22 protein-coding genes and 1 tRNA gene are annotated in these 24566 nt (G+C 71.0%); 15 read left to right on the top strand and 8 right to left on the bottom strand.

Annotated elements, in window-relative coordinates; all coding sequences use genetic code 11:
- Nucleotides 1-2: 2 nt before the first annotated feature.
- Nucleotides 3-1274 carry a CDP-glycerol glycerophosphotransferase family protein gene (locus GVL03_RS00380; RefSeq protein ID WP_159498351.1) on the bottom strand — a complete coding sequence of 424 codons (1272 nt, stop codon included), beginning with the start codon at nt 1272-1274 and terminating at the stop codon, nt 3-5.
- Between the two features lie 41 nt (nt 1275-1315).
- Between GVL03_RS00380 and GVL03_RS00375 the strand changes: the two genes are divergently transcribed.
- Complete coding sequence (locus GVL03_RS00375; RefSeq protein WP_159498350.1) at nt 1316-2410, top strand: glycosyltransferase family 2 protein; 1095 nt, start codon at nt 1316-1318, stop codon at nt 2408-2410.
- Nucleotides 2411-2475: 65 nt separating this feature from the next.
- Here GVL03_RS00375 and GVL03_RS00370 read toward each other — a convergent pair whose 3' ends face one another.
- The 3 genes from GVL03_RS00370 to GVL03_RS00360 are packed head-to-tail and all read right to left on the bottom strand — an operon-like array spanning nt 2476 to nt 6832.
- Nucleotides 2476-3927, bottom strand: coding sequence for a CDP-glycerol glycerophosphotransferase family protein (locus GVL03_RS00370; protein ID WP_159498349.1), 1452 nt, complete (start codon nt 3925-3927; stop codon nt 2476-2478).
- Complete coding sequence (locus tag GVL03_RS00365) at nt 3924-5195, bottom strand: CDP-glycerol glycerophosphotransferase family protein (RefSeq protein ID WP_159498348.1); 1272 nt, start codon at nt 5193-5195, stop codon at nt 3924-3926. Before GVL03_RS00365 ends, GVL03_RS00370 begins: the two co-directional genes overlap by 4 nt.
- Nucleotides 5196-5239: 44 nt before the next feature.
- Nucleotides 5240-6832: a S1C family serine protease gene (locus GVL03_RS00360; RefSeq protein ID WP_159498347.1), complete on the bottom strand. Its 1593-nt coding sequence runs from the start codon at nt 6830-6832 to the stop codon at nt 5240-5242.
- A 98-nt stretch (nt 6833-6930) separates the two neighbouring features.
- Between GVL03_RS00360 and GVL03_RS00355 the strand changes: the two genes are divergently transcribed.
- Nucleotides 6931-8133 carry an aminotransferase class I/II-fold pyridoxal phosphate-dependent enzyme gene (locus GVL03_RS00355; protein WP_159498346.1) on the top strand — a complete coding sequence of 401 codons (1203 nt, stop codon included), beginning with the start codon at nt 6931-6933 and terminating at the stop codon, nt 8131-8133.
- Nucleotides 8134-8136: 3 nt separating this feature from the next.
- Here the strand turns inward: GVL03_RS00355 and GVL03_RS00350 are convergent, their stop codons facing one another.
- Nucleotides 8137-8943, bottom strand: coding sequence for a carbon-nitrogen hydrolase family protein (locus tag GVL03_RS00350; RefSeq protein ID WP_159498345.1), 807 nt, complete (start codon nt 8941-8943; stop codon nt 8137-8139).
- Between the two features lie 106 nt (nt 8944-9049).
- Here GVL03_RS00350 and GVL03_RS00345 point away from each other — a divergent pair.
- Nucleotides 9050-9123, top strand: a tRNA-Met gene (locus tag GVL03_RS00345).
- 234 nt (nt 9124-9357) lie between these two features.
- Here the strand turns inward: GVL03_RS00345 and GVL03_RS00340 are convergent.
- Entirely contained in the window at nt 9358-9672 is a 315-nt protein-coding gene (locus GVL03_RS00340; RefSeq protein ID WP_159498344.1) for a DUF4342 domain-containing protein, read from the bottom strand.
- 287 nt (nt 9673-9959) lie between these two features.
- Between GVL03_RS00340 and GVL03_RS00335 the strand changes: the two genes are divergently transcribed.
- Nucleotides 9960-10982: a zinc-binding dehydrogenase gene (locus GVL03_RS00335; RefSeq protein WP_159498343.1), complete on the top strand. Its 1023-nt coding sequence runs from the start codon at nt 9960-9962 to the stop codon at nt 10980-10982.
- Between the two features lie 34 nt (nt 10983-11016).
- Entirely contained in the window at nt 11017-12411 is a 1395-nt protein-coding gene (locus tag GVL03_RS00330; protein WP_159498342.1) for an NAD(P)/FAD-dependent oxidoreductase, read from the top strand.
- A gap of 150 nt (nt 12412-12561) precedes the next feature.
- Here the strand turns inward: GVL03_RS00330 and GVL03_RS00325 are convergent, their stop codons facing one another.
- The gene (locus GVL03_RS00325) at nt 12562-13503 is read right to left on the bottom strand and encodes a LysR family transcriptional regulator (RefSeq protein WP_159498341.1); all 942 of its coding nucleotides are present in this window, start codon (nt 13501-13503) and stop codon (nt 12562-12564) included.
- Nucleotides 13504-13626: 123 nt separating this feature from the next.
- Here GVL03_RS00325 and GVL03_RS00320 point away from each other — a divergent pair, with 123 nt between their 5' ends.
- From GVL03_RS00320 to GVL03_RS00285, 8 genes are all read left to right on the top strand, one after another.
- On the top strand, nt 13627-14619 hold the full coding sequence (locus GVL03_RS00320; protein WP_159498340.1) for a putative oxygenase MesX: 993 nt from the start codon (nt 13627-13629) through the stop codon (nt 14617-14619).
- A 20-nt stretch (nt 14620-14639) separates the two neighbouring features.
- The gene (locus GVL03_RS00315) at nt 14640-15677 is read left to right on the top strand and encodes a methionine synthase (RefSeq protein ID WP_159498339.1); all 1038 of its coding nucleotides are present in this window, start codon (nt 14640-14642) and stop codon (nt 15675-15677) included.
- A gap of 302 nt (nt 15678-15979) precedes the next feature.
- The gene (locus GVL03_RS00310; protein ID WP_235037956.1) at nt 15980-16486 is read left to right on the top strand and encodes a PH domain-containing protein; all 507 of its coding nucleotides are present in this window, start codon (nt 15980-15982) and stop codon (nt 16484-16486) included.
- Nucleotides 16483-18060, top strand: coding sequence for a PH domain-containing protein (locus tag GVL03_RS00305; protein ID WP_159498338.1), 1578 nt, complete (start codon nt 16483-16485; stop codon nt 18058-18060). The genes GVL03_RS00310 and GVL03_RS00305 overlap by 4 nt, the downstream gene beginning before the upstream one ends.
- Before the next feature lie 4 nt (nt 18061-18064).
- Nucleotides 18065-18682, top strand: coding sequence for a TetR/AcrR family transcriptional regulator (locus GVL03_RS00300; RefSeq protein ID WP_159498337.1), 618 nt, complete (start codon nt 18065-18067; stop codon nt 18680-18682).
- A gap of 224 nt (nt 18683-18906) precedes the next feature.
- Nucleotides 18907-20784 carry an alkaline phosphatase gene (locus GVL03_RS00295; RefSeq protein ID WP_200847008.1) on the top strand — a complete coding sequence of 626 codons (1878 nt, stop codon included), beginning with the start codon at nt 18907-18909 and terminating at the stop codon, nt 20782-20784.
- A 98-nt stretch (nt 20785-20882) separates the two neighbouring features.
- Nucleotides 20883-21914, top strand: coding sequence for a hypothetical protein (locus GVL03_RS00290; RefSeq protein WP_159498336.1), 1032 nt, complete (start codon nt 20883-20885; stop codon nt 21912-21914).
- Nucleotides 21911-22336, top strand: coding sequence for a hypothetical protein (locus tag GVL03_RS00285; RefSeq protein ID WP_159498335.1), 426 nt, complete (start codon nt 21911-21913; stop codon nt 22334-22336). The genes GVL03_RS00290 and GVL03_RS00285 overlap by 4 nt, the downstream gene beginning before the upstream one ends.
- 47 nt (nt 22337-22383) lie before the next feature.
- Here the strand turns inward: GVL03_RS00285 and GVL03_RS00280 are convergent, their stop codons facing one another.
- Complete coding sequence (locus GVL03_RS00280; protein WP_159498333.1) at nt 22384-22857, bottom strand: MarR family winged helix-turn-helix transcriptional regulator; 474 nt, start codon at nt 22855-22857, stop codon at nt 22384-22386.
- Between the two features lie 76 nt (nt 22858-22933).
- Here GVL03_RS00280 and idi point away from each other — a divergent pair, with 76 nt between their 5' ends.
- Nucleotides 22934-23491: an isopentenyl-diphosphate Delta-isomerase gene (gene idi, locus GVL03_RS00275; protein WP_159498331.1), complete on the top strand. Its 558-nt coding sequence runs from the start codon at nt 22934-22936 to the stop codon at nt 23489-23491.
- A complete protein-coding gene (locus GVL03_RS00270) occupies nt 23488-24546 on the top strand; it encodes a polyprenyl synthetase family protein (protein WP_159498329.1) in 1059 nt (352 codons plus the stop codon). Before idi ends, GVL03_RS00270 begins: the two co-directional genes overlap by 4 nt.
- Nucleotides 24547-24566 lie beyond the last annotated feature (20 nt).

Here is a 24566-nt window from a genome sequence, read left to right as displayed (position 1 = left end):
GCTCAGGCGTCGAGCTCGGCCTCCGCCTCGGGATCGTCCTCGCCCTGGGTGAGGGACCGGTCGTGCCAGAGGTCCCATTCGTCCATCAGCTGCTCGATCGCGGCGTGAAAGCGGGCGGTCGGCGCCCCGGGCGCCGTGTCGCCGAAGTAGCGCTGCACCCAGTACGCGAGACGCGACACCGCTTCGGGATCGCCGAGCACCCGATCGGTCTCGACGATGACCTCCGGCGCGCGCACCGCGTCGAGCCATTCGCAGGCCGACAGGTAGCCGTGGGTGTCGACGACCGCCTCGGGATCGACGGGACGGGTGACGATGAGGGGCCGGTCGGCCGCGAGGCGGTCGTAGACCATGGCGGAGATGTCGACGATCGCGACGTCGGCCGAGGCGAGCTGCCAGCCGAGGTCGGCACCGTCGTCGAACACGTGCTGCGCCGTCGGATCCGCCGCGTTCGACGCCGCGATCGCCGCCACGATGCGGGCGTGGGCCGCGCCGTACTGCGGGTCCACCACGCCGCTGCGCGGATGCGGACGGTAGATCAACCGGTGCCTCCCCGAGGCCAGCAGCGCACCCGCGATCGCCTCGCCGTGCGAGGCGATCGAGCCGTAGTGGGCCGACGGGCGGTCGCCCTCCCAGGTCGGCGCGTAGAGCACGACGGTGCGGTCGTCGGGCGTGTACGGCAGCTCACCCGAGTAGTGGTCCGCCTGCGGACGGCCGATCTCGATCGTGCGGGTGTCGAGATCGTAGTTCCAGAGCACTCGCGAGAGCCGCTCCCGCGCCGCGTCGCCGGCGACCAGTGCGTAGTCGTACGCCTTGAACTGGTTGGTGGTCATGTACATCTTGTCGGACTCGCCGTGGTTGATGAACACGTGCCAGCGCCGGCCGTAGCGGAACATCTGGAAGTTACGGGTGTTCTGGTTGACGTACAGCACGACGCGGATGTCCTGGCCGGCGATGTACTTCTCGAGAGCGCGCACCGTCGGCACGAACGCCACCGGCAGACCGCTCTCGTCGATCAGCGCCCGCGCCCCCGTGGCGACACGGCTGAGCACGACGACCGGCCAGGTCTCGGCCAGCGTCGCGAGCGGCTTGTACCACTGCCGCATCTGGTACATGTTCACCGCGCCGTCGGCGAAGTAGACCGCGATGCGGAAGCGATTCGACGGATGCGGCGGCGCGGCGGCGATCCGTGCGCGCACCTGCCGCACGGCCCGGCGGTTCTCGAGCGCCCGCCGCAGGAGTCCTCTGGCTGCACGAACGTCCGATGCCCATCCCATCCCTCCAGCCTAACGACCGGGTCGCATGCGATGATCGTCGGATGCATGTCGACGCCGGTGGCCCACGGGACGCGCCCGTCCCCGCGCCGGATGCGGGGGTCTCGTTCGTGATGCCCGTGCTCAACGAGATCGACTACCTCGAGCGGGCCGTGCGCACCGTGCTCGATCAGGACGTGCCGGGGCCGACGGAGCTCGTGCTCGCCCTCGGACCCTCCTCCGACGGCACGACCGAGCTCGCGCGGCGCCTGGCGGCCGGAGACGACCGCATCGTGCTCGTCGACAACCCCGACGCCGACATCCCGACCGGGCTGAACCTCGCGATCGCGCACAGCGCCCTGCCGACGATCGTCCGCGTCGACGCGCACTCGGAGCTGGCACCGGGCTACACGACGCGAGCGCTCGCGACCCTCGCCAGGGTGCGTGCCGCGAACGTGGGCGGCATCATGCACGCCGACGGACGCGCCCCGTTCCAGCGCGCCGTCGCGCGCGCCTACAACTCCCCCTTCGGGCTGGGCGGCGGCGCCTACCACGGCGGCACGCGCGAGGGCGCCGCCGAGTCGGCCTACCTCGGGGTGATGCGCCGCGCGGTGCTCGACGAGATCGGCGGGTTCGACGAGTCGCTGCGCCGCGGCGAGGACTGGGAGCTGAATCTCCGCATCCGACGCGCCGGCTATCGCGTCTGGTTCGACCCGGCCCTCGCGGTCACGTACTGGCCGCGCGAGAGCTGGTCGCGCCTGGCCCGCCAGTTCCGGGCCACCGGCGCCTGGCGCGGCGAGTTGGTGCGCCGCTACGGCCGACGCAATTCGCTGCGCTTCTTCGCCCCGCCCGCGCTCGTGCTCGCGGTCGCGGCGAGCGTCGTCGTCGCGGTGCTGCAGACCACCGGTGTGCTCTCGGGCATCGCGGGGCTTGTGACATCCGTCGTCTATCTCCCCGTGCTCGCCTACGTCGCCCTCATCGTCACGGTCGCCGCCGGCCGGGGCGGGGGCCGCGGATGGCGCGACAGGCTGTGGACGCTCGCCGTCCTGCCGACCATGCACCTCGCCTGGGGTTCCGGATTCCTGGTCGGCGCACTCTCCGGAGCACGCGACACGGTCGACACATCGCGGATCGGCACCCGCAACACGCCCCTGCCCTGACCGCTCGACGCATCGAGCTCGAGCGGAGCGAGGCCACGCGCTCACCCGAACGGGAGGCCTTCACCTCAGCCCGCCACGAATCCCTGATCCAGGATGCGGGCGACGACGCGCTCTGCCGCGTGACCGTCGTCGCGGGCGTTGAACCGTGCCCGCCACCGGCGATAGCGCTCCGCGAGCGCGGGGTCCTCATCGGCGGCGAGCGCTGCGGTGAGCTCCTCCTGCGTGCGGACCAGCGGTCCGGGCGCGTGCGCCGCGAGGTCGAAGTAGAACCCGCGCAGCTCGCCACGGTAGTGCTCGAGATCCGGCACGAGGAAGTAGATCGGCTTTCCGGTGACGGTGAAGTCGAACATCATCGACGAATAGTCCGTGATGAGCGCGTCGGCGGCCAGCAGCAGTTGCGACGTGTCTGGGAATCCGGTCACGTCGATCACCCGCGCCCCGGTCGTGTCGGTGCCCGGCAGCAGGGTGCGCGAGTGCCCGCGGACGAGCACGACGGCGCCCGTGTCGGCGGCGAGGCGTTCCGCCTCCAGGAAGTCGACGATCTGCTCCCGGTCGTCGCGCCAGGTGGGCGCGTAGAGCAGCACCCGCTCGTCGGCGCCGATGCCGAGCCGCCCGCGCACGGCCGTGCCGTCGCCCGTCGTCAACACGTCGTTGCGGGGGTACCCCTCGACCCAGATCGGCCGGGTGAGGAACGCGTACGCCTTCTTCAGGATGCCCGCCGCATAGGGGTTCTGGGCGAGCAGCACGTTCCACCGCCGGCTCTCGCGCACGACCGCGACGGCGCGGCGGGGGTCGAAGCCCGGCCGGTGCAGCGCCAGCCGCTTCAACGGGGTGCCGTGCCAGGTCTGCAGGACGGTCTGGCCGGGGCGCCGCACGAACCGGCGCCGCAGCCAGTCGTTGACCACCAGCAGACGCGCGACACCGCGCGCCCGCCACCACTCCGGGCTGCCCTCCACGACCGGCACAGCGCCCTCGGGAACCGCGACGGAGAGGTCGACGACGCTCCAGTAGCGCACGATGCCCGGCGCACGCCGGCTCAGCTCCCGGTCGATGGCGAGCGGGTTGCAGCTGGCGTTCCGGCCGTAGAAGCTCTCGAAGAAGACGGCGTTCTCCAGCTCGCCGCGCGCGGACGCGTAGCGCCTCTCGAGCGCGTCCTGGCCTTCGCCCGAGTCGTAGGCGGGATCGACCGGGGGGCCGATGCGCAGCCGCCAGCCGTCGAGACTCGCCCGGAGCGTCACCCCGACCGAGAGCGGGAGCGGCTCGGGGGCCTCGGGATCGGATGCGCCCTCGGCCGGATGAACCTCGACCGTGTAGGCACCGGTCGGCAGCGGCAGCGTGTCGCCGCCCCAGCGCGCGACCTCGAGCGGCAGGGTGGCCGTCCAGGTCCTGCCGCGGCCGGTGAGCTTCGCGCTCACGCGAGCGCGCGCGCCGACCAGATCGACGCGCGCGGGGCGCGGTCCGTCGCCGCCGAGGATCAGCGCCGGTCCGTCACGGTCTTCCCATCGCGCCGTCGTCATTCGGTGTCCTCTCCGAGCCCGTCCGAGCGGGTGCTCGCGCCGATGGCCTCGACGATCGCACGATACACGCGCTCGGCGTTGCGGCCGTCACGGAAGGCGTGCACCCGCGCATCCAGCTCGCGCGCGCGGTCGAGCCGTCGCTTCCGTTCGACGGGGTCGGCGAGCACCGCGCCGAGCTGCCCGAGCGCCTCGGGCCAGGTCTCGGCGGCATCGTCGCCGGCGACCTCGCGGAACGAGCCGTAGAACCCGCGACGGCGACCGTACTCCACGACGTCGGGGGCGAGGAAGACGACCGGCAGTGGCACGAGCGACGTGTCGAAGGCCAGTGAGGAGTAGTCGGTGACGAGCGCGTCGAGTCCGGACAGCAGCGGCGTCACGTCCGCGACCACGTCGCTGCCGAGGAGGCGCACACGCCCCTCCGCCGCGGGGACGCGGTACTCCCCCGCCCCGAGCGGATGCGACCGGACGAGCAGGATCGCCCCCGACTCCTCGAGGAACGTCGCGATCGCCGCGGCGTCGTCCGCATCCGGGATCGCGGGATCGAGGTCGCCGTCGCGCCACGTGGGGGCGTACAGCACCACCGGCGCCTCGCCGATGTCGCCCACGAGACGGGCGAGCTCCTGCCGGGCGGCTCGGCGTCGCTCGGCAGCGGTGCCGCAGGAGAGGACGTCCACGCGCGGCTCGCCGACGACCGGAACCCGCGCGTCCGGCAGTGAGAAGGCGGACTCGAGGCGTCCGCGCACCAGATGCGAGGCGGCCGGAAGCAGTCCGATGCGCCGGGTCGCCGACCGGTACATCGCCGCCACCGCGCGGCGGACCAGAGCCGAAGAGGGCAGGATGCTGCTGCGCACGGTCTCGGGCGAGTCGATCCCGATCCGCTTCAGCGGGATCCCGTGCCACAGCTGCACGATGAACGCCCCCGACACCGTGTACCGGTTGACGTCGCCGAAGCCGTGCGTGACGACGACGACGCGGGCGCGCGCCGTGCGCCAGAGCCCGCGCAGCGACCCCTTCCGCGCGGCCGGGATGCCGCGTGCCGCCGCGTCCCGCTCCTGCGCCGGGCCGTCGACGAGCCAGAGAGATCGGGTGCCGGCGGCGTGCGCCTGCTCCCAGACCGCGAGCGCTCCGTCGGCGATGCCGACCGCGCAGCCGAACACCCATTCGTCGCGGGAACGCGGCACGAAGCGGGTGAGCATCCACCCCGCGGCATACAGCGGGAGCGCGAGGAGTTTCTTCGCGTTCCCGTCGCCGAACGAGAAGGACGCCACCTCGCGAGCCTATCGCGAGGTGGCGTCCGAGCCGGGTGCAGGGGTTACGGCTGCAACGCGCCGAGGGTCACATCCGCCGTGCGGGTCTCGCCGTCTCGGACGTACGTGATCGTCGCGTCGGCACCGGCGGCCGCGGCTCGCACCTGTGCGGTGAGGTCGATCGCGCCGCCGATCGGCACGCCGTCGAATCCGGTGACGATGTCGCCCGCCTGCAGGCCGGCCGCCTCCGCCGCGCCTCCGGAGGTGACCTCGGCGATGGCCGCGCCCTGGATCGTCGCGTTCTCGAGAGAGGCGGCGTCCTGCACCGTCGCGCCCAGCAGGCCGTGGGTCGCCGATCCCGTCTCGATGATCTCGTCCGCGACGCGCTCGGCGACGTTGGAGGGGATCGAGAAGCCGACCCCGATGTTGCCCGACTGGCTGGAGCTGGTCCCGCCCGAGGAGGCGATCGCGACGTTGATGCCGATCAGACGACCCTGGTCGTCGACGAGCGCACCACCCGAGTTGCCCGGGTTGATCGCCGCATCCGTCTGGATGACCGAGATCTTGATCGTCGACGAGGTGCTCTGCTGGCTGGAATCGCCCTGACCGAAGTCGAACTGGAACGGGCTCTCGCTCTGGTCGCCCTCGTCGCTCTCGTCGTCGCCGGCAGAGTCGTCGGGAGCCGCGGAGGAGGCGATCTCGATCGAACGGTTCAGCGCGCTCACGATGCCCGTGGTCACCGTGTTGTCCAGGCCCAGCGGAGCGCCGACCGCGATCGCGTCGTCGCCGACGTTGAGGTTGCTGGAGTCGGCGAACTCGATCGGCTCCAGGTCCGAGGCGTTCTGGAGCTTGATGACCGCGAGGTCGTACGTCGGGTCGGTGCCCACGATCGTGGCGCTGTAGACCTTGCCGTCGGAGGTCGTGACCGACAGCGTCGGGGAGGCGGTCGCCCCGTCGAGGGTCACGACGTGCGTGTTGGTGAGCACATATCCGTCGTCGGAGATGATGACTCCCGAGCCGGTTCCGCCGCTGCTGCCGGAGGACGCGGAGATCGTGACCACGCTCGGCACGACCTTGGCCGCGACCGCGGTCACCGCGTTGACGCTGTCGGCGTCGTTGACCGTCACGACCGACGGACCGGTCGCGGTCGCCTCGCTCGTCGTTCCCCACAGGCTGACGCCGGCGTAGGTGCCGCCGAGTCCTGCGGCACCACCGACGATCGCCGCGGCGACGAGGAGTCCCACGGTGCGGCCGGCCGTCGACTTCTTGCGGGGCGCGGCCGTGGCCGTCGCGGTGCCGCCGGTCAGCGGAAGAGTGGGGAGGGCCTCCGCGGCCGGGCCGAACGACTGACCGGCGCGCGCGCCGGCGTACGGCTGCGGCTTCTCCGGACCGGCGACCGGGTAGGCGACCGGATACGGCGGGCGCGGCGGCACCGCGGCGGCGGGCTGCGCGGGAGCGGCCGGCTCAGCGGAGGCCGGCTCGACGGAGGCCGGCTCGACGGAGGCCGGGACGGAGGAACCGGGAGCGGAGGCGCCCGGGGCACCGGGATGGGCGGGCACGGCCGGAGCGCCGGCGGAGGCGGAGGCGGCCGGGTTCTCGGCGGACGAGTCGGCGGCGGTGTCGACGGAATCGGGGCGTTCGCCCTCGGTGTCACTCATGGTTGCTCCTTCTGGCAGGCGATGTTCACTGTGACGGGCGTGTCTGTGCGTTGCCTATGCCGAGAATGGGACGACCCTATGCGACTAACCTGTGTCGAATGCGAACCCTGAGCGGAGCGTGGCGTCGTGTGGCCGCTGGAGCGGGCCTGCTCGGCGCAGACGGAACGACGGCGCCGACCATCTTCGCCGAGATGAGCGGCCTCGCCGCACGCACGGGCGCTCTGAACCTCGGCCAGGGGTTCCCCGACGAGGACGGCCCCGCCGTGATCCTCGACGCGGCGCGCGAGGCGATCGCCCGCGGCGAGAATCAGTACCCGCCCGGACGCGGCATCCTCGATCTGCGCTCCGCCGTCTCCGAGCACCAGCGCCGCTTCTACGGGCTGTCCGTCGACCCCGACCGCGAGGTCCTGGTCACCGCGGGCGCGACCGAGGCGCTGGCGGCGGCCATCCTCGCGCTGGTCGACGGCGCCGAGGACGAGGTCGTCGTGTTCGAGCCGTACTACGACGCATACGCCGCTCTGGCGGCCCTGGCCGGCGCACGCCTGGTGACGGTGCCGCTGCGCTGGCCCGACTTCCAGCCCGATCTCGACGATCTCCGCGCCGCCGTCACCGACCGGACGAGACTGATCCTCGTCAACGACCCGCACAACCCCACCGGCGCGGTCTTCACGGACGACGTGCGGACGGAGCTCGTGCGCCTCGCCGAACGGCACGACGCGATCATCGTGACCGACGAGGTGTACGAGCACCTCGTCTTCGACGGCCGCGCGCACCGCCCCCTGGCGACGCTGCCCGGCGCCGCGGAACGAACGCTCACCGTGTCGTCGGGCGGCAAGACGTTCTCGACCACCGGATGGAAGATCGGCTGGGTGACCGGTCCCGCCGACCTCATCGACGCCGTGCTCGCGGTCAAGCAGTTCCTCACCTATGTGAACGGGTCGCCGTTCCAGCCGGCGATCGCGGCAGGACTCCGCCTCGACGACAGGTTCTTCGCCGGGATCGCCGCCGATCTGCAGCGCAGACGCGACCTCCTGCTCACAGGGCTGCAGGCGGCCGGATTCGCGACGGCGCACGCCGCCGGCTCGTACTTCACGGTGGCGGAGGCGGCGCCCCTCGGCGTGGTCGACGCACACGCGTTCTGCCGCGAGCTCCCCGAGCGGGTCGGGGTCGTCGCCATCCCGCTGACCGCGTTCGTCGGGCCGGCGCATCGCGCGGAGTACGCCACGCTGGTCCGCTTCGCGGCGTGCAAGCGCGACGAGGTGCTCGTCGAGGCGGCGCGTCGACTCGCGCTGCTGCGCTGAGCGTCATTCCTTCGCGCGGACCTCGTAACGCCGCAACGCCAGGGCCGGGTTGAGCTGTCGCACCCGGACGAGCTCGGCAGGGTCGATCAGCGCTACCGCGATCCCGGTGGACGTGCCGATCGTCGCGAGCGCGACGCCCTGCGGGTCGATGACGCCCGACCGGCCGACGCCCAGCGGCGGCGGATGGTCCGCGGCGGCCACGTACGCCGTGTTCTCGATGGCCCGGGCGTGCAGGAGGGTCTGCCACTGGGCCTCCTTCAGCGGCCCGCGCACCCACTCCGCCGGCACGAGGAGCGCCTCGGCGCCGGCGTCCACGAGGCGGCGCGCCGCCTCCGGGAAACGCAGGTCGTAGCAGGTCATGATCCCGAAGACGACGCCGCCGACCTCGAACACCTCCGGCGCATCGAGGGCGCCCGGGGCGACCCAGTCGGACTCGCGCTGCCCGAACGCGTCGTACAGATGCTGCTTGCGGTACCGGGCCCGCACGCCCGACCCGTCCACCGCGACGACGGTGTTGTGGACGCGGCGGCCGTCCGCCGCCGTCTCGAGCAGGCCAGCGACGACCGTCACCCCCCTCTCGGCGGCGATCTCCGTAAGACGCGTCGCGAACGGCCCGTCGGCGGGCTCGGCGTTCTCGCGCAGCGACTCGTCGAAGGGGTCGACGAAATAGCTCGAGTACTCGGGGAACACCACGACGCGCGCGCCGCGGCCCACCGCCTCGCCGATCAGCTCCTCGATCGCCTCGAGGTTCCGCGCGCGGTCGGCGGTGGGGGCGAACTGCGCCACGGCGAGGGCGAGGGGCGTGGTCACGGCCCCATCCTCCCCCGCCGCGCACGATGCCGGCAACCGCCGCGCGCCGTCGCGCCGGGATCGATTGGACGTCGTCCGGGACGCGTGCTAGGTTTACTTCTTGTGCCGCGGGGTGGAGCAGTTCGGTAGCTCGCTGGGCTCATAACCCAGAGGTCGCAGGTTCAAATCCTGTCCCCGCAACGAAAAAAGTCAGGTCAGATCGGTTCTCTCGATTCCCGTCAGGGAGCGAGGATGATCGACTCGGAAAGAATCCGGCGCAGCGTCTCGCGGCGCCGGATTCTTTCTTTCCCCACCCCGACCTCGAGCCGGCGCCGACGACCTCGGCGAAGCCATCGCGCTGCGCACACACGACGTGGACGATTCCGTCGCGACTCGGCACCTATCCGCCGGATCTCCGAGCCGACTCGGTGAGCGTCAGGCGTCGGCGCCGTCCGCGCCCTCGGACTTCCCGGCGGCATCCGCGTCGGGCTCACGTCGCTCGACGCCCACTGTGACCTGGGTCAGAAGAGCGGCGACGGCGCCGACGGCGACGAGCACGGGGGCGAACGCCGCGGTGAGGACCGTAACGGCGAGGCCGGCCGTCAACGGGATCTCGAGGAGTGTCTCCCCCTCCTCGTTCTTCAGGAACACCCGCCGAACGTTCCCCTCGCGGATGAGCTCTCGCACCTTGGTGAGGAGATTCTCTCCGGAGACCTTGAACTCCTCGTACGTGGTCTTGTCGTCAGTCATCGTGCCTGCTCCTTGCCTGGCCTGGTCGCGTCCCTTCGGGGGTTCCCGCGCGGGGCGCCGTGAGAACCAGGATTCCCTGTTTCCGCTCGCCGCGCGTTCCCTTGCGGGAGCGTTCTGGATACGGCAGACGCAGTAGACGGCGAGGCGGCAGGTCCGACGGACGGTACTGCGGATGCGGTAGCAGCGACGGCACGGGGGGATGACGACCGGAGCGCTCTTTCCCGTGAGGCTGAGGTCCTTGGAGCTCACACTCACAGGCGTCTTGCGCCCCGAAGAGAGGAATGACGATGAAAGCCGTCTATGTCACCGGTCGAGGAACGAACGGATGGGTCGACGTGCCCACGCCCGAGGTGGGACCGGACGATGTGCTACTGGAGGTCAAGGCATGCGGAATCTGCGGATCCGACGCGATGTACACCATGTACGGCGGCATTCCCCCGCGCCAGGGCGCGACTCCGCTCGGGCACGAGCCGGCGGGCGAGGTCGTCGAGGTCGGCGCCAACGTGACCGGCGTGAGGGTCGGCGATCATGTGGTGCCGAACCCCATGATGGCTCCGAGCGGGATCATCGGCTCGGGAGGTGCGTACGGCGCCTTGGCGGAGTACCTGCTCATAGAGCAGGCCGAGCCGGGGGTGACGCTGCGCGTGATCCCCGATCATGTCCCGTGGGAGGTCGCCGCGCTCAACGAGCCGATGGCGGTCGCCCATCACGCCGTGAACCGGTCGGGGGCGAAGGAGGGCGACACCGCGGTCGTGTTCGGCGCAGGCCCGATCGGACTGGGTGCGGTCATCAGCCTGAAGTCGAAGGGCGTCCCGCACGTTGTCGTCGTCGACCTCATCCCCTCGCGGCTGGAGAAGGCGCTGCGCGTCGGCGCTGACGCGGTGATCGACAGCGGCGAGGAGGATGTCGTCTCCCGGCTGTGTGAGATCCACGGCGAGATCCCCGCCCGTCCCGGGCACCCGCCGAAGGCCGGCACGGACGTCTACATCGATGCGGCCGGGGCCGCCGCCGTCGTGCAGACCGCGCTGTCGGCCGCCAAGCACGGCTCGGTGCTGACGGTCGTCGCAACGCACAAACGACCCGTCGAGGTCGACTTCGGCGAGATCCTCGGGGCGGAGCTCGACATCCGCACCTCCATGGGTTATCCCACCGAGATCTTCGAGGTCACCGACGCGATCATCGAGCACTGGGAGAAGTACGCCGTCATCGTCAGCGACGAGCTCCCCTTCGACCAGACCCTGGACGCTCTGAGCCTTGCGGCGACTCCGGGCGCGGCCGACAAGGTCATGGTCACTTTCGGCGAGCGCTGAGCTCGACCGCCGATCCGCGAGGAGATCAACCATCATGTCCCGAATCCTGATCGTCGGCGCCGGCTGGGCCGGCTTCTACACCGCCTGGAGGCTCGAGAGCCTCCTGAACGAGGGCGAGGCGGAGGTCACCCTCGTCGACCCGCTGCCCTACATGACATACCAGGGGATCCTGCCGGAGGTCGTCGGCGGATCGATCGAGCCGGGCCATTCCGTCGTGCCGCTGCGCCGCAACCTGAAGGCGACGAGGGTGATCACCGCGAAGGTCACCGGCATCGACCATGGACACCGGCGAGCCACCATCACGCCGGAGGGCGACGAGCCCTACGAGCTGGAGTACGACCAGATCGTCGTGACCGCCGGCGGAGTCACGCGCATGTTCCCGATGCCGGGCATCGCCGAGAACGCCATCGGCCTGAAGACTGTCGAGGAGGCCGTCGTGATCCGTGATCGTCTGCTCGGGAACGTCGACACGGCCGCTCAGCTGCCGCCCGGAACGGCGCGCGACAGGCTGCTGACCGTCGTCGTGATCGGGGGCGGCTTCGCCGGGGTCGAGGTCTTCGGAGAGCTGCGCTCGTTCGCCACCTCGTTGCTGGAGATCTCCCCGCAGCTGACGATCGAGGACACGCACTTCCATCTCATCGAGGCGACGGGTCGCATCCTGCCCGAGGTCTCTGAGGAAAGCGGTGAGTGGGTGCTCTCCGAGCTCGCTCGCAGGGGAGGGACGGTGCACCTCGACACCCAGGTGAGGAGCATGGTCGACGGTGACGTCGTGCTGTCGACGGGCGAGGTCATCCCCTCCGACTTGATCGTCTGGACGGCCGGGGTCATGGCAAACCCGGTCGTGGTGAAGGGCAGCGACCTCCCGGCCGACGAGCGGGGGCGTATCCGCGCACGCGCCGATCTCCGTGTCGGCGACGAGGACGGCATCGTGGAGGGTGCCTGGGCGGCCGGCGACATCGCAGCGGTGCCCGACCTCTCCGGGGGAGGAATCGGCGGCTACTGTGCGCCCAACGCGCAGCACGCCGTGCGCCAGGGCAAGCTCCTCGCGAGGAACCTCGTCGCCGTGCTGCGCGGTGGGGAGCCGGAGGCCTACGTGCACGAGAACCTCGGCGCGGTCGCCGGGTTCGGCCACGGCCAGGGCGTGCTCCAGTTCCGCGACCGCGAGCTCAGGGGGCCGCTCGCGTGGCTGGCGCATCGCGTATGCCACGGCCTGGTCACGCCGACGTGGGAGCGCAAGCTGCGCGTGTTCAGCGACTGGACCGAGCAGCACATCCTCGGTCGCAGCACCGCTTCGCTCGCGAGGAACAGGACGCAGCGCGATGCGTCGGAGGCGACCGGTGGCGGCGTGAAGGCGGGGAAGGACCTCGTCGTTCCCGCACCGCTGCCGCCGGCGGAGGAGAACGGCCCGGTCGCCGTCGGCTCGCCGTGATCGCCGCTGCCGACGTGCGCGGCAGAGCCGAGCGCGCCGTGCGGTTCATCCGGATGGGGAGGACCGCGCGATCTCCCGTACTGCTGCGCTCTTGCGGGAGGCCGACGGAGCGGAAGCCCCCAGCGGCGGCGGGGCGATCGGTGCGGGAGGCTAGCCGAGCAGCGCCACGCCGAAGCCTGCCACGACAGCCCGCAGCTCAGCGAGGTAGCGCTGCGCCTGCTCGGTGAGCGGGATCACGGAATGGCCGATCCAGCCGATCTCGATGCGTTCGTCGACCTCGAGCGGGATGGCGACGATCTCCGGGTCGAGGTCGTCGCTGATGATGCCCGTCGAGATAGTGTAGCCGTCGAGCCCGATCATGAGGTTGAAGATGGTCGCGCGATCGGAGACCCGGATCTCCTGCTTGCTCGACAAGGTGGAGAGGATCTCCTCGGCGAAGTAAAAGGAGTTGTTCGCCCCCTGGTCGAAGGTGAGCCGCGGCACGTCGGCGAGGTCTGCGAGGGTGACGCGATCCCGCGAGGCGAGCGGGTTCTTCCGGGAGATGAAGATATGCGGCTCGGCGAGGAAGAGCGGGCGGAACGCGAGCCCGGAGTCCCGGAGCAGTTTGTCGACGACGTTCCGGTTGAAGTCGTTCCGGTACAGGATGCCGAGCTCGCTGCGGAGCGTCCGGACGTCCTCGATGATGTCCCAGGTGCGCGTCTCACGCAGCGAGAACTCGTACTCGACCGCCCCGCTCCCCTTCACCATCCGGACGAATGCGTCGACCACGAACGAGTAATGCTGCGCCGACACCCCGAGCAGGCGTCGCGACGGCGGCCGACCCAGGTAGCGCTGCTCGAGGAGCTCCACCTGCTCGGTGACCTGCCTGGCGTATCCGAGAAACTCCGCACCATCGGCGGTGAGCGTCACTCCGCGCGCGGAACGGAGGAGGAGAGCGCGGCCCACCCGGGTCTCGAGGTCTTTCATCGCCGCGGACATGGTCGGCTGGGAGACGTAGAGCACGTCGGCCGCGGCGCTGATCGACCCCTCCGCGGCGACCTCGATGAAGTAGTGGAGCTGCTGCAGCGTGACACCATTTGATCCGCGAGCCATAGGTGAATCCTATAGGCATGTATAGCCAGGGTGAGTTTCTCGATAGTCGCCGTGGGACTGCACGATGACTGTACCGACTTCCGCACGGCCGAGCCCGGCCGTCAGCCACCGGATTGGCCACTCATGGCGAACGAGTTCACGTTCAGCATCACCACCACCCGCTTCGACGAGGACTACTCACCGTCGGACAGTTCCCGGATCACCACGAACTTCGCCAATCTGGCCCGAGGTGAGCACCGCCAGGAGAACCTCCGCAACGCTCTGGCGATGATCGACCGCCGGTTCAACGACCTCGCACACGGGGACAACCCGACCCGGGACCGGTACACCGTCGAGCTCGAGATCGTCTCCGTGGGGCTGCAGTTCACTGCACGAGGCGCGGATCAGGAGTTCCCGCTGCTCGAGATCCTGGATGTCCAGATCGTCGACCTGCGGACCGGCGAACGCCGCCACGGGATCGTGGGGAACAACTTCTCGTCCTACGTCCGCGACTTCGACTTCAGCGTGCTGCTGCCGGCGGCAGGCAAGACCGCGGCGGAGTTCACCATCCCCGATGACTTCGGCGAGCTGCACGGCAAGCTGTTCCGGCACTTCCTCGACTCCGAGGCGTACCGGGAACGTTTTCCGATGTCGCCCGTGATCTGCATCAGCGTGTCGACGAGCAAGACGTATCGTCGGACCGAGTATCATCACCCGGTCCTCGGCGTCGAGTACCGGCAGGACGATTATTCGCTGACCGACGAGTACTTCCGACGGATGGGACTGCAGGTCCGGTACTTCATGCCGCCCGCCGGCGTCGCGCCGCTCGCGTTCTACTTCCGCGGCGATCTGGTCGCTGACTACTCCGACCTGCAGCTCGTCGGCACGATCAGCACGATGGAGACCTTCCAGAAGATCTACCGACCGGAGATCTACAACGCGAACTCGGCCGCCGCGCGCATCTACCGGCCGAGCCTGGAGCAGCAGGACTACTCGCGGGCGCCGATCGCCTACGACCGTGACGAGCGCGATCAGCTCGCCAAGAGACAGGGGAGGTACACGGAGGAGCACTTCATGAAGCCGCACGGGAAGGCCCTGGAACGGTGGGCCGCCACCTATCCCGTTCTCGTCGGATGACCAGCGGAGAATCCTCGATCATGCGTACGTTCTTGCCCACCTCCATCGTCGGCAGCCTGCCGAAACCTTCGTGGCTCGCCGAGCCCGAAACCCTCTGGTCCCCGTGGAAGCTGGAGGGTGATGCGTTGGTCGAGGGCAAGCAGGATGCGCTGCGCATCGCCGCCCACGAGCAGCGTCGACGCGGCATCGACATCGTCAGCGACGGGGAGCAGACCCGCCAGCACTTCGTCACGACGTTCATCGAGCATCTCACCGGGGTCGACTTCGAGCAGCGCGAGACTGTTCGCATCCGCAATCGATATGACGCGAGCGTGCCGACCGTCGTCGGTACCGTGAGCCGCGATGAACCCGTGTTCGTCGACCATGCGGCCTTCCTCCGCCAACAGACCGACCAGCCGATCAAGTGGGCGCTCCCTGGCCCGATGACGATGATCGACACGCTCTACGACCGCCACTACAAGAGCCGCGAGAAGCTGGCCTGGGAATTCGCGACGATCCTCAACCAGGAGGCGAGAGAACTCGAGGCGGCGGGGGTCGACATCATTCAGTTCGACGAGCCCGCGTTCAACGTCTTCCACGACGAAGTACAGGACTGGGGAGTTGCGACGCTGGAGAGGGCCGCGGAGGGACTGCGTGCGGAGACAGCCGTGCACATCTGCTACGGCTACGGGATCAAGGCGAACACCGACTGGAAGGCGACCCTCGGGCCGCAGTGGCGGCAGTACGAGCGATCGTTCCCGCTCCTGCAGCGGTCCACCATCGACATCGTGTCGCTGGAATGCCACCATTCCCATGTCCCGATGGACCTCATCGAACTCGTCCGTGGCAAGAAGGTCATGCTCGGGGCCATCGACGTGGCGAGCGAGACGATCGAGACCCCGGAGGAGATCGCCGACACACTCCGGCGCGCGCTCCAGTTCGTCGATGCGGACAAGCTCGTCCCGAGCACGAACTGCGGCATGGCGCCGTTGTCTCGGAGCGTTGCGCTCGGGAAGCTGAGCGCGCTTCGTGCGGGCACGGACATCATTCGCGAGGAGCTCACAGCCGCGAAGCCCTGACCGCCCGTTGCCGCCTGCACCGGGGCAACCTCCCCGGAAGCCTGTCAGAGCGAAATCAGCTTGCCGATCTGTTGCCGAAGGCCGCGTAGGGCCTCCGCGGAGCCGGCGGCAGGAACGCGAGTGGGCGATCCTGGAGCAGCGCGTCGCCGACGCGGATGCGAACCCGGACGACTACATCACCCTCGACGAGTGGAAGGCCCATCGGCAGGAGCGTCCCGCGGGACGGCCCGACGACCCGTGGACGGTGCCGACCGAACGATCTATGATTTGTCCGAATGGTCAAATCATAGAGAGGAGACGCAGTGTCCGACACGACGCCGTCCCGGATGCAGCTCCGTCCGCCGAAACTGCGCATCGAGCGTCGCGCGATCTGGCTCTTCGTCCTGCGTGGGGTGCTGCGGGGCGGGGCGCTGCTGGTGGCGCTGATCGTCACGTACGCGATCTGGGAGCCGGCACGTGTCTGGCTGATCGCACCGATCGTCGCCGTCGCGATCGTCCTGCTCGCAAAGGCCGCCGTGGAGCCGTTCTGGCGCTACCGTGTGCATCGTTGGGAGGTGACCGATCGCGCCACCTATGCGACCACCGGGTGGCTCGTGCGGGAGTGGCGGGTGTCGCCGACCTCGCGCATCCAGACCGTCGACGCCACCCGGGGACCGCTGGAGCAGCTGCTGGGCCTGTCTACCCTGCGGGTCACCACCGCCTCGTCCCACGGGGCCGTCGCCGTCGTCGGTCTCGACGCGCGTGCGGCGGAAGAGGCGGCCACGCGCCTGGCGCTGATCGCCGAGCTCACCGAGGGCGACGCGACATGAACGAATCGCTCCGCGAGAACGGGGCGCCCGGAAGGCATGCGGCGTCCCCCGCCGACGAGGGCTGGCACCGGCTGAGCTCTCGCGTGATCTGGGTCGACCTGGCCGTCAGCGCGCTGTCGGTGCTTCCCGGGGCTCTGGCGATCCTCGTCTTCGGCGTCGAGCCCGACGCGGGCATGATGTGGCCGCTGATCGGCATCGCCGCTTTCGGCGTCGTCGGCGGAATCGGTGACATCGTGCGGTGGGCCTTCACGCGCTACCGAGTGACCCCGACCGAGATCGAGGGGCGCAGCGGCGTGCTCGTGCGGCGCCGGCGCAGCGTGCGGCGCGATCGCATCCGCAGCGTCGACACCCACGCCAGACTTCGTCACCGCCTCGCGGGCCTCCGCGTTGTCACGATCGGCGCCGGTCAGCAGACCGGGTCCGGCGAGGCCGCGCTGCACCTCGACGCCCTGTCCGTCGCCGACGCCGCGGACCTCCGCCGCGAGCTGCTCGCCGACCGTCCGCAGCAGGAGACGACCGCCGGCGACCAGATCGGCGTCGACCCCGCGCTCGAGACGCCCGAGCAGGTCCGGGTCCTCGCGACCTTCCGTCCCTGGTGGGTGGTCTACAACATGTTCAGCGTCTGGGCCTACCTGCTCGCTGCCGGTGTGCTGTGGGGGCTGGCCTGGTTGCTGTCCACGTTCGGCATCGACCTGCTCGAGCTCGCATCGAGCGTCATCGACGGGGATGAGCTGGGCTGGGCCGGCATCGCCGTGCTCGCGCTGGTCGGCGGCGGCCTCTTCGGGGCGGTCGGGATGGGCATCGCCTTCCTCGCCGGACACTGGCGGTTCGAGCTGACCCGCGTGCGCACGGGCGGCAAGAGCTATCTGCGCACCCGGCGGGGGCTGTTCAGCACGCACGAGGTCAGTCGAGACGAATCGCGGATGCGGGGACTGACGATCATGGAGCCCCTGCTGTGGCGGTGGATGGGCATGGCCGACACCCACGTCATCACCACCGGTCTCGGGCTGTGGGATGCGACGCAGCCCACAGCGATCCTCCCGCGCGGTCCGATCGGCGTCGCCCGCCCCGTCTCCGCCGAGGTGCTGGGAGAGCCGTGCCCGATCGACGCAGAGCTCGCGCGACATCCCTCCGCCGCCCTCCGCCGCCGCCTGTGGTGGGCGACCCTCATCTCCGCCGTCCCCGCCGCCGTCCTCGCCGTTCCGGCCGCCACCGGCGCCGTGGCACCGTGGACCCTCTGGATCGCCCCGGCCGTGTGGCCGATCGCGCTGCTGGGCGGACGAATCGCCTATCGCGCCCTCGGACACGCACTCAGCGGCGACTACCTCGTCGTGCGCTCGGGGCTTCTGACGCGCAGCACCTCGGCGCTCCGGCGCGACGCGGTCAGCACGATCGCAGTACGCCAGTCGATCCTGCAACGACGGCTGGGCCTGTGCACCGTCTCGGCGATGACGGCCGCCGGATGGTACGACTACGAGGCGTCGGATGTGGCCGCCGACACCTCCGTCGCCCTGGCCGCGCGGGCGGCGCCGGGGGTGATCGACGAGTTCACCGCCGCCGGCGGGGGAAGATAGGCGCATGCCCGTCGCCTCACGCCCCGCACCGACCTTCACCGAGACCGCGCGACGTGCTCAGCTCATCGAAGCCGCCATCGACACCGTCAACGAGGTCGGATACCACCGCGCCTCCCTAGCCGAGATCGCCCGGCGCGCCCAGGTCGCCAAGAGCGCCGTGCTCTACTACTTCCCCTCCAAGGAGGCGCTGCTGCTGCACGTCGTCGAGCACGTGTTCACCGCGCTCGACGAACGGCTCGTCGTCGCGGTGGCTGCGGCATCCGGCGCCGTCGACCGGCTGCGCACCTACGCCGAGACCTATATCGACTACGTCGACACCCACCGCAGCGAGCTGACCGCCGGGCTGGAGATCGTGGTGTCGCATCGCACGCCCGACGGCACGCCCCTCTACCTGACCGGCGCCGAGGAGGACACCGCGCTGCTGCGCCGCATCCTCGGCGAGGGCATGGAGCAGGGCCTTTTCCGGCGGATGCCGCTGCGCACCGCCGTCGACATCGTCGAAGCCGTCCTGGACGCCTCGGCCACGACGCTGCAGCGCGACCGGCACGCCGATCTCGCCCCGTTCCGCGACCAGGGCGTGGCCGTGCTCATGGCCGGCCTTGCCGCGCCGACCCGTTCCTGAGGGCGTGACCGGCCGGCGGGCCCGCCCACCGCCGCCCGCCCCATCACACGAACGGCGTTCACGCCCTCGTCCTCCGCGGCCTCTTTGTGCGGACGCCGTTTTGTACAGACACCGTTCAACTGCTCTTCTCTCGACGCTGTCGAGCGCGACATCGCGCTCGATCAGCCTGTGTCCGTGCCCGCCCATCAGGGGCGGACGCGATGACGATGAGAAAGAGAAGGATCATGACAACCAGACGGTTTGGCTCCGCCAAGCGACTGATCGCCATGAGCGCCACGGCGGGATGCGCCCTGGCTCTCACTCCGGCGCTCACGGCTGCCGCGGTCGACGAGGGCGCCGAGAGCCCCAAGAACATCATCGTGCTCATCTCCGACGGAGGCGGGTACAACCAGTTCGACGCCGCTCGCCTCTACGAGACCGGCGAGAGCTACCAACAGGTTGCGGTCGACCCGGCGACCGGTGCCGTCGAACGCATCGCGGGCACCCCCAGCGCGGTCTACGACACGTTCCCGGTGCAGGTGTCGCAGTCGCACTACTCGGCCAGCGGCCGGGCGACGTACTCGCCCGAAGAGGCATGGGGCGACTTCACGTGGGTCGCCTCCGGCGCCACCGACTCGGCCGCCGCGGGCACCGCGCTCGGCACCGGCATCAAGACCGACAACGGCGTGCTCGGCCTGACCCCGTCGGGCGACCGCCTGCTCACCGTCGGCGAGCAGGCCATCGCCACCGGCAAGAAGCTCGGCCTGGTCACATCGGTCACGTTCAACCACGCGACGCCCGCCGGGTTCATCGCGCACAACGCCAACCGCAACGACTACCACGGCCTCGCCACGGAGATGATCGACAGCGGCGCCGACGTGATCATCGGTGCCGGCCACCCGAACTACACCGACGCGAACACCTCGCGCTCCTCGCACTTCGGCAGCGGATCGTGGATCTCGCAGGCCGACTTCGAGCGCCTCTCGAGCGGGCAGACGCCGTTCACCTACGTCGAGAGCAAAGCCGACTTCGAGAAGGTCGCGGCAGGCGCCGACGTGCCCGACAAGCTCTTCGGCCTCGCCCGCGTTGCAGAGACGTTCCAGTACAACCGTCCGGGTCTGACGAACAATCAGGTCGTTCCGTTCACCGACCCGCTGAACACCGACGTCCCCTCCCTCGAGACCTCGACGGAGGCAGCGCTGAACGTGCTCGAGAAGAGCGACGAGGGCTTCTTCCTGATGGTCGAGGGCGGCGCGGTCGACTGGGCCGGACACGCCAACCAGACCACGCGCCTCGTCGAGGAGCAGGTCCAGTTCAACGACTCCGTCGAGGCCGTGACCGCCTGGGTCGAGGAGAACAGCAGCTGGGACGAGACGCTCGTCATCGTGACCGCCGACCACGAGACCGGCTACCTCGCCGGTGCCGGCGCCGGCACGGAGACGGGCTGGACCGAGACGACCGGCGAGGCCGGGCAGATCCCCGACGTCAGCTGGCACTCGGGCGGGCACACCAACGCCCTGGTCCCCGTGTACGCCAAGGGCGCCGGCTCCGAGGTGCTCGCGGCTCGTGCCTCCCAGTGGGACGTCGTGCGCGGCGCCTACCTCGACAACACCGACATCGGCGAGGCCGTGTTCGACTTCCTCGGCCACGCCGAGGCGACGGGCGACGCCCTCGCGGTCGAGGCGTCCGTGCCGCTCGCCGCGTCGTCGGGCGTGCTGAGCCTCGCCCTGCCGGAGCTCGAGGCGCCGGTGCGCTTCGAGGGCGACGCGACGGCCCAGCGGGCCGCGCTCCCGGAGATCGCGGTCAGCGACACCCGCAACGAGGCCCAGGCCCAGGGCAAGGGCTGGACGCTGTCCGGCGCCGCCTCGGCATTCGTCGCCGGCAACCGCAGCTTCGGCGCGGAGAACCTCGCGTGGACGCCGAAGATCGTCGTCTCCGACTCGGGAGCCGCGGCCGGCTCGGCCGGCACCCTCGACGAGCCGGCGACCCTCGCGGACTCCGATCGGACCTCGCGCGTCGGGACAACGGTCGTCGGCGCGGACCTCGGCCTGACCATCCCGGCGGACGCCGAGAGCGGCCGGTACGGCAGCGAGATCACGCTGACCCTGTTCGCGAAGGACTGATCGATCCATGGCGCACTGCGCCAGGGTGCGGGCCCGGGCACAGCACCCGGGCCCGCACCCACGTCCACCGTGTCATCGGTGGTGAGAGGAACCTCTCCATGTTCACAGCCAGGTACCGGATGACACCCCTCCTGACCGGCGCGGCGATCGCCGCCGTGCTGCTCACGGCGGCGGCGATCTCGATGCCGTCCGCGGCGTCCGCGGCATCCGCGCCCGCGCGCACGAGCACCGCCGCGCCGTCCGCCGGATCGCAGTGGTCGGTGGTGCCGGCCGGCGCCGACGGCCCCGACGGGCGTGTGTCACTGCGGCACGTCATCGAGCCGGGAGGAGCCGTCGACGACTTCATCGCCGTGAGCAACCTCGGGCCGGAGGCCGCCACCTACGAGGTGACGGCGGGCGACGGCGCCGTCGGCCCGAGCGGTGCGTTCGACATCCGTCAAAGCGAGCCGGTCGACTCGGGATCGTGGATCGCGGTGTCGGGTCTCACCGGCAGCGCCGTGACGATCGGCGCCGGCGAGACGGCGGTGCTGCCGGTTCGGATCGCCGTCCCGGCGGACGCGACCCCCGGAGACCACCCGGCGGGTATCGTCGTCGCCGTCTCCCGCGCGGGCGAGGCGGTCACCGTGACGCATCGCGTCGGTGTGCGGCTGCACCTCCAGGTGTCCGGAGACGTCGTGTCGCGGCTCGCCCTGGGCGAGGTGCGCTCGGAGTTCGTGCCGTCCTGGATCCCGTTCGCGCCGGGCACGCTCCACGTGTCGGCGACGGTCGCCAACGAGGGCAACGTCAGGATGGGCGCCGCCCTCACCACGACGGCCGCCGGTGCACTCGGCATCGGCGCGTCGAGCGCGACGACGACGGCCGGGGAACTGCTCCCGGGCGACACCGCAGAGGTGGTGACGTCGATGACGGCGTGGCCGATGGCGGCGCTCTTCGGCGACGCCGTCGTCGAGGGCGTCCTGGTCGGCCAGGACACGGTGCGCCCCGCCGCCGCGGTTGAGTCCTCCTTCAGCCAGATCGCGATCTCGTGGACAGGACTGGTCGTGCTGGCGCTCGTCGCGGGCGGGGTCGTGGCCGTCGTCGTCGCACGCCGACGTCGCAGGTCCCCGGAGCCGGCGGGGGTGCGAGGATGAGGCCCGGAGGTCGCCGCGCCCGGGCGACCCGCAGGCGCGTGGTGCTGGTCGTCGCAGCGATCGTCGCCGGAGCGGGCGTGGGAGCCGCCGACTCGCCGCCGGGCGGCCTCGGCGCACCGGCCGTGTGGGCCGCGTCCGGGGGCGAGCCCGATCGGAACGGGAGCGAGACCGCCCCGAGCATCCCGCTCGAGGCGGTGGTGCCCGAGCGCGCCGGTCCGACCGCCACGCCGAGCGCGCCGACGTCCACCACCCCGGCCACGGCGGCTCCGACGGACTCACCCGCGCCGCCCGCTCCCTCGTCCGGCCGGGCGCCCACAGACGCGTCGCTCGCCGACACCGGGGGCACCGTGGCCGTGTGGTCCCTCGCGGCGATCGCACTCGTCCTGCTCGGCACGGTCCTCCTCCGCAGGCGCCACCCGTAGGCCCCCTGCCCGCGGCGCGACGCACCACGGGTCGCGGGAGGGGCGCGTCAGGGTTCGGGATCCATCGCGGTGGCGGTCCGCAGGAGGAAGTCGGTGATCACCGCGAGGTCGGCGGCGGAGAATCCGACCGCGACCTCGCGCATCGCCGCGACGCTGGCGCCGAAGTGCGCGCGGAACTCGGCCCGGGACCTGTCGGTCAGACCGATCACGCGCGCCCGTCCATCGTGCGGATGCGGCCGTCTCACGACGAGACCTGCGTCCACGAGGCGATCGAGCAGCTTCGTCGTGGCGGCCGTGCTGATGCGGAGGTGCCGGGAGATGTCGTGCGGGCTGACCGTGTCACCGCGCTGCTCGCGGATGACCAGCATCCGGAGCGCGGCGAGATCGGTCGCGTTCATCGCCATGTCCGCCTTCATGCCGCTGTGCAGGCGATCCATGGCGTCGCTGAAGGCGCGGACCGCCGTCAGCACCTGCCCCACCGCGGCCTCGTGCGACGTGCCGACGCCCTGCCCTCGGGGCATGTGGACACTCCCTCGCACCGTCGGTAATATCGATCGGACTCAGATAGCTAGCTAAGCTAGCAAACAAGGAGGGCGAATGGACGAGATCGAGTACGTCGTTCTGCTGGACGACGACGGGAACGAGATCGGCACGGCCCCCAAGAGCAGCGTGCACGGCACCGACACCGCCCTTCACCTCGCCTTCTCCTGCCACGTGCTCAACGACGAGGGCGAGATCCTCGTCACCCGCCGTGCGCTGCACAAGAAGACGTGGCCCGGCGTCTGGACGAACAGCTTCTGCGGGCACCCGCACCCGGCGGAGCCGCTGCTGCAGGCGGTGAACCGCCGTGCCGAGTTCGAGCTGGGGCTCGCCCTCACCCGGATCGAGCTCGCCCTGCCCCTCTTCCGCTACCGCGCGACCGACGCGAGCGGCGTCGTCGAGCACGAGGTCTGCCCCGTCTACATCGCGCGCACCGTCGACGACCCGACGCCGAACCCCCTCGAGGTCGTCGACGCACGCTGGGTGGGTCCCGTCGAGCTCGCCGCATCGCTGCGCACCGCTCCATGGGCCTTCAGCCCGTGGCTCGTGCTGCAGGCGGCGCAGCTCGACCTGTTCGCCGAGCGACAGTGGATCGAGCACCGGGTGGCGTCGTGATCCACCGGCTCGACGCAGCCGCCCGCGCGGGCATCGACTCCGCGATCGACGACGCCGTCGCCCGCATCCGCCGACGCTCCCCCGAGCTCGGCGAGACGTTCGCCGCCCTCGCCGACGCGGTCACGCGCGCCGCCGGCGGCGGCAAACGGTTCCGTCCGTCCCTCGTGGTGGCGAGCTTCGAGGCCTTCGGCGGTCGCCCCGCCGACCTGTCGGGCATCTACGCCGTCGCCGCCTCGTTCGAGCTGCTGCACACCGCCTTCGTCGTGCACGACGACGTCATCGATCACGACCTCCAACGCCGGGGCACGCTCAACATCGCCGGGGAGTTCCGCGCCCGCGGCGCCGCCCGCGGGGCGGACGCGAGCGCGGCCGCCGACCTCGGCGACGCGGCAGCGATCCTCGGCGGCGATCTGCTGCTCTACGAGGCGACCCGGCTCATCGCCCGCGCGGAGGTGCCGGCGGACCACCGCAGCGAGCTCCTCGCGCTCTTCGACGACGCCGTCGTCGTCTCCGCGGCCGGCGAGCTCGCCGACGTGGAGAACGCACTCGGCGGCACCGACCCCGCGACCGACTCGCTGATCGCCGCGGCGCACGACAAGACCGCCGTGTACTCCTTCGCCGCTCCCCTGCGCGCGGGCGCGCTCCTCGCCGGGGCCGAGGCCCACGACCTCGACGTCCTGCGTGTCTGCGGCGGCCGTCTCGGGCTCGCCTACCAGCTCGTCGACGACCTCATCGGCGCGTTCGGCACGCCCGATCAGGCCGGCCGCGACGCAGGCGGCGACCTGCGCGAGGCCAAGCGCACGCCGCTGATCGCCCTCGCCCGGCAGACCGCGTCGTGGCCGACCGTCAGCGACGCCCTGGCACGCGCACGCACCGGTCCCGTGGCCGTGCTCGAGGCTCAGCGCGTCCTCGACGAGAGCGGCGCCCGGGAGCGCCTGTGCCGGCTCGTCGGCGACACCCTGACCGGCGCGCGCGCCGCCGCGGGAGCCCTCCCCGACGCGGCGCGCGGGCTCGTCGACGAGATCGCGGAACGGATCGGAGAACGGATCCCGTGACCCCGCGACCTCCTGCCGCC

The organism is Microbacterium sp. 18062 (assembly GCF_902706225.1).
Classification (GTDB): Bacteria; Actinomycetota; Actinomycetes; order Actinomycetales; family Microbacteriaceae; genus Microbacterium.
Note: the sequence above shows the minus strand (reverse complement) of the source record. Positions and strands in the feature narration are given on the sequence as shown.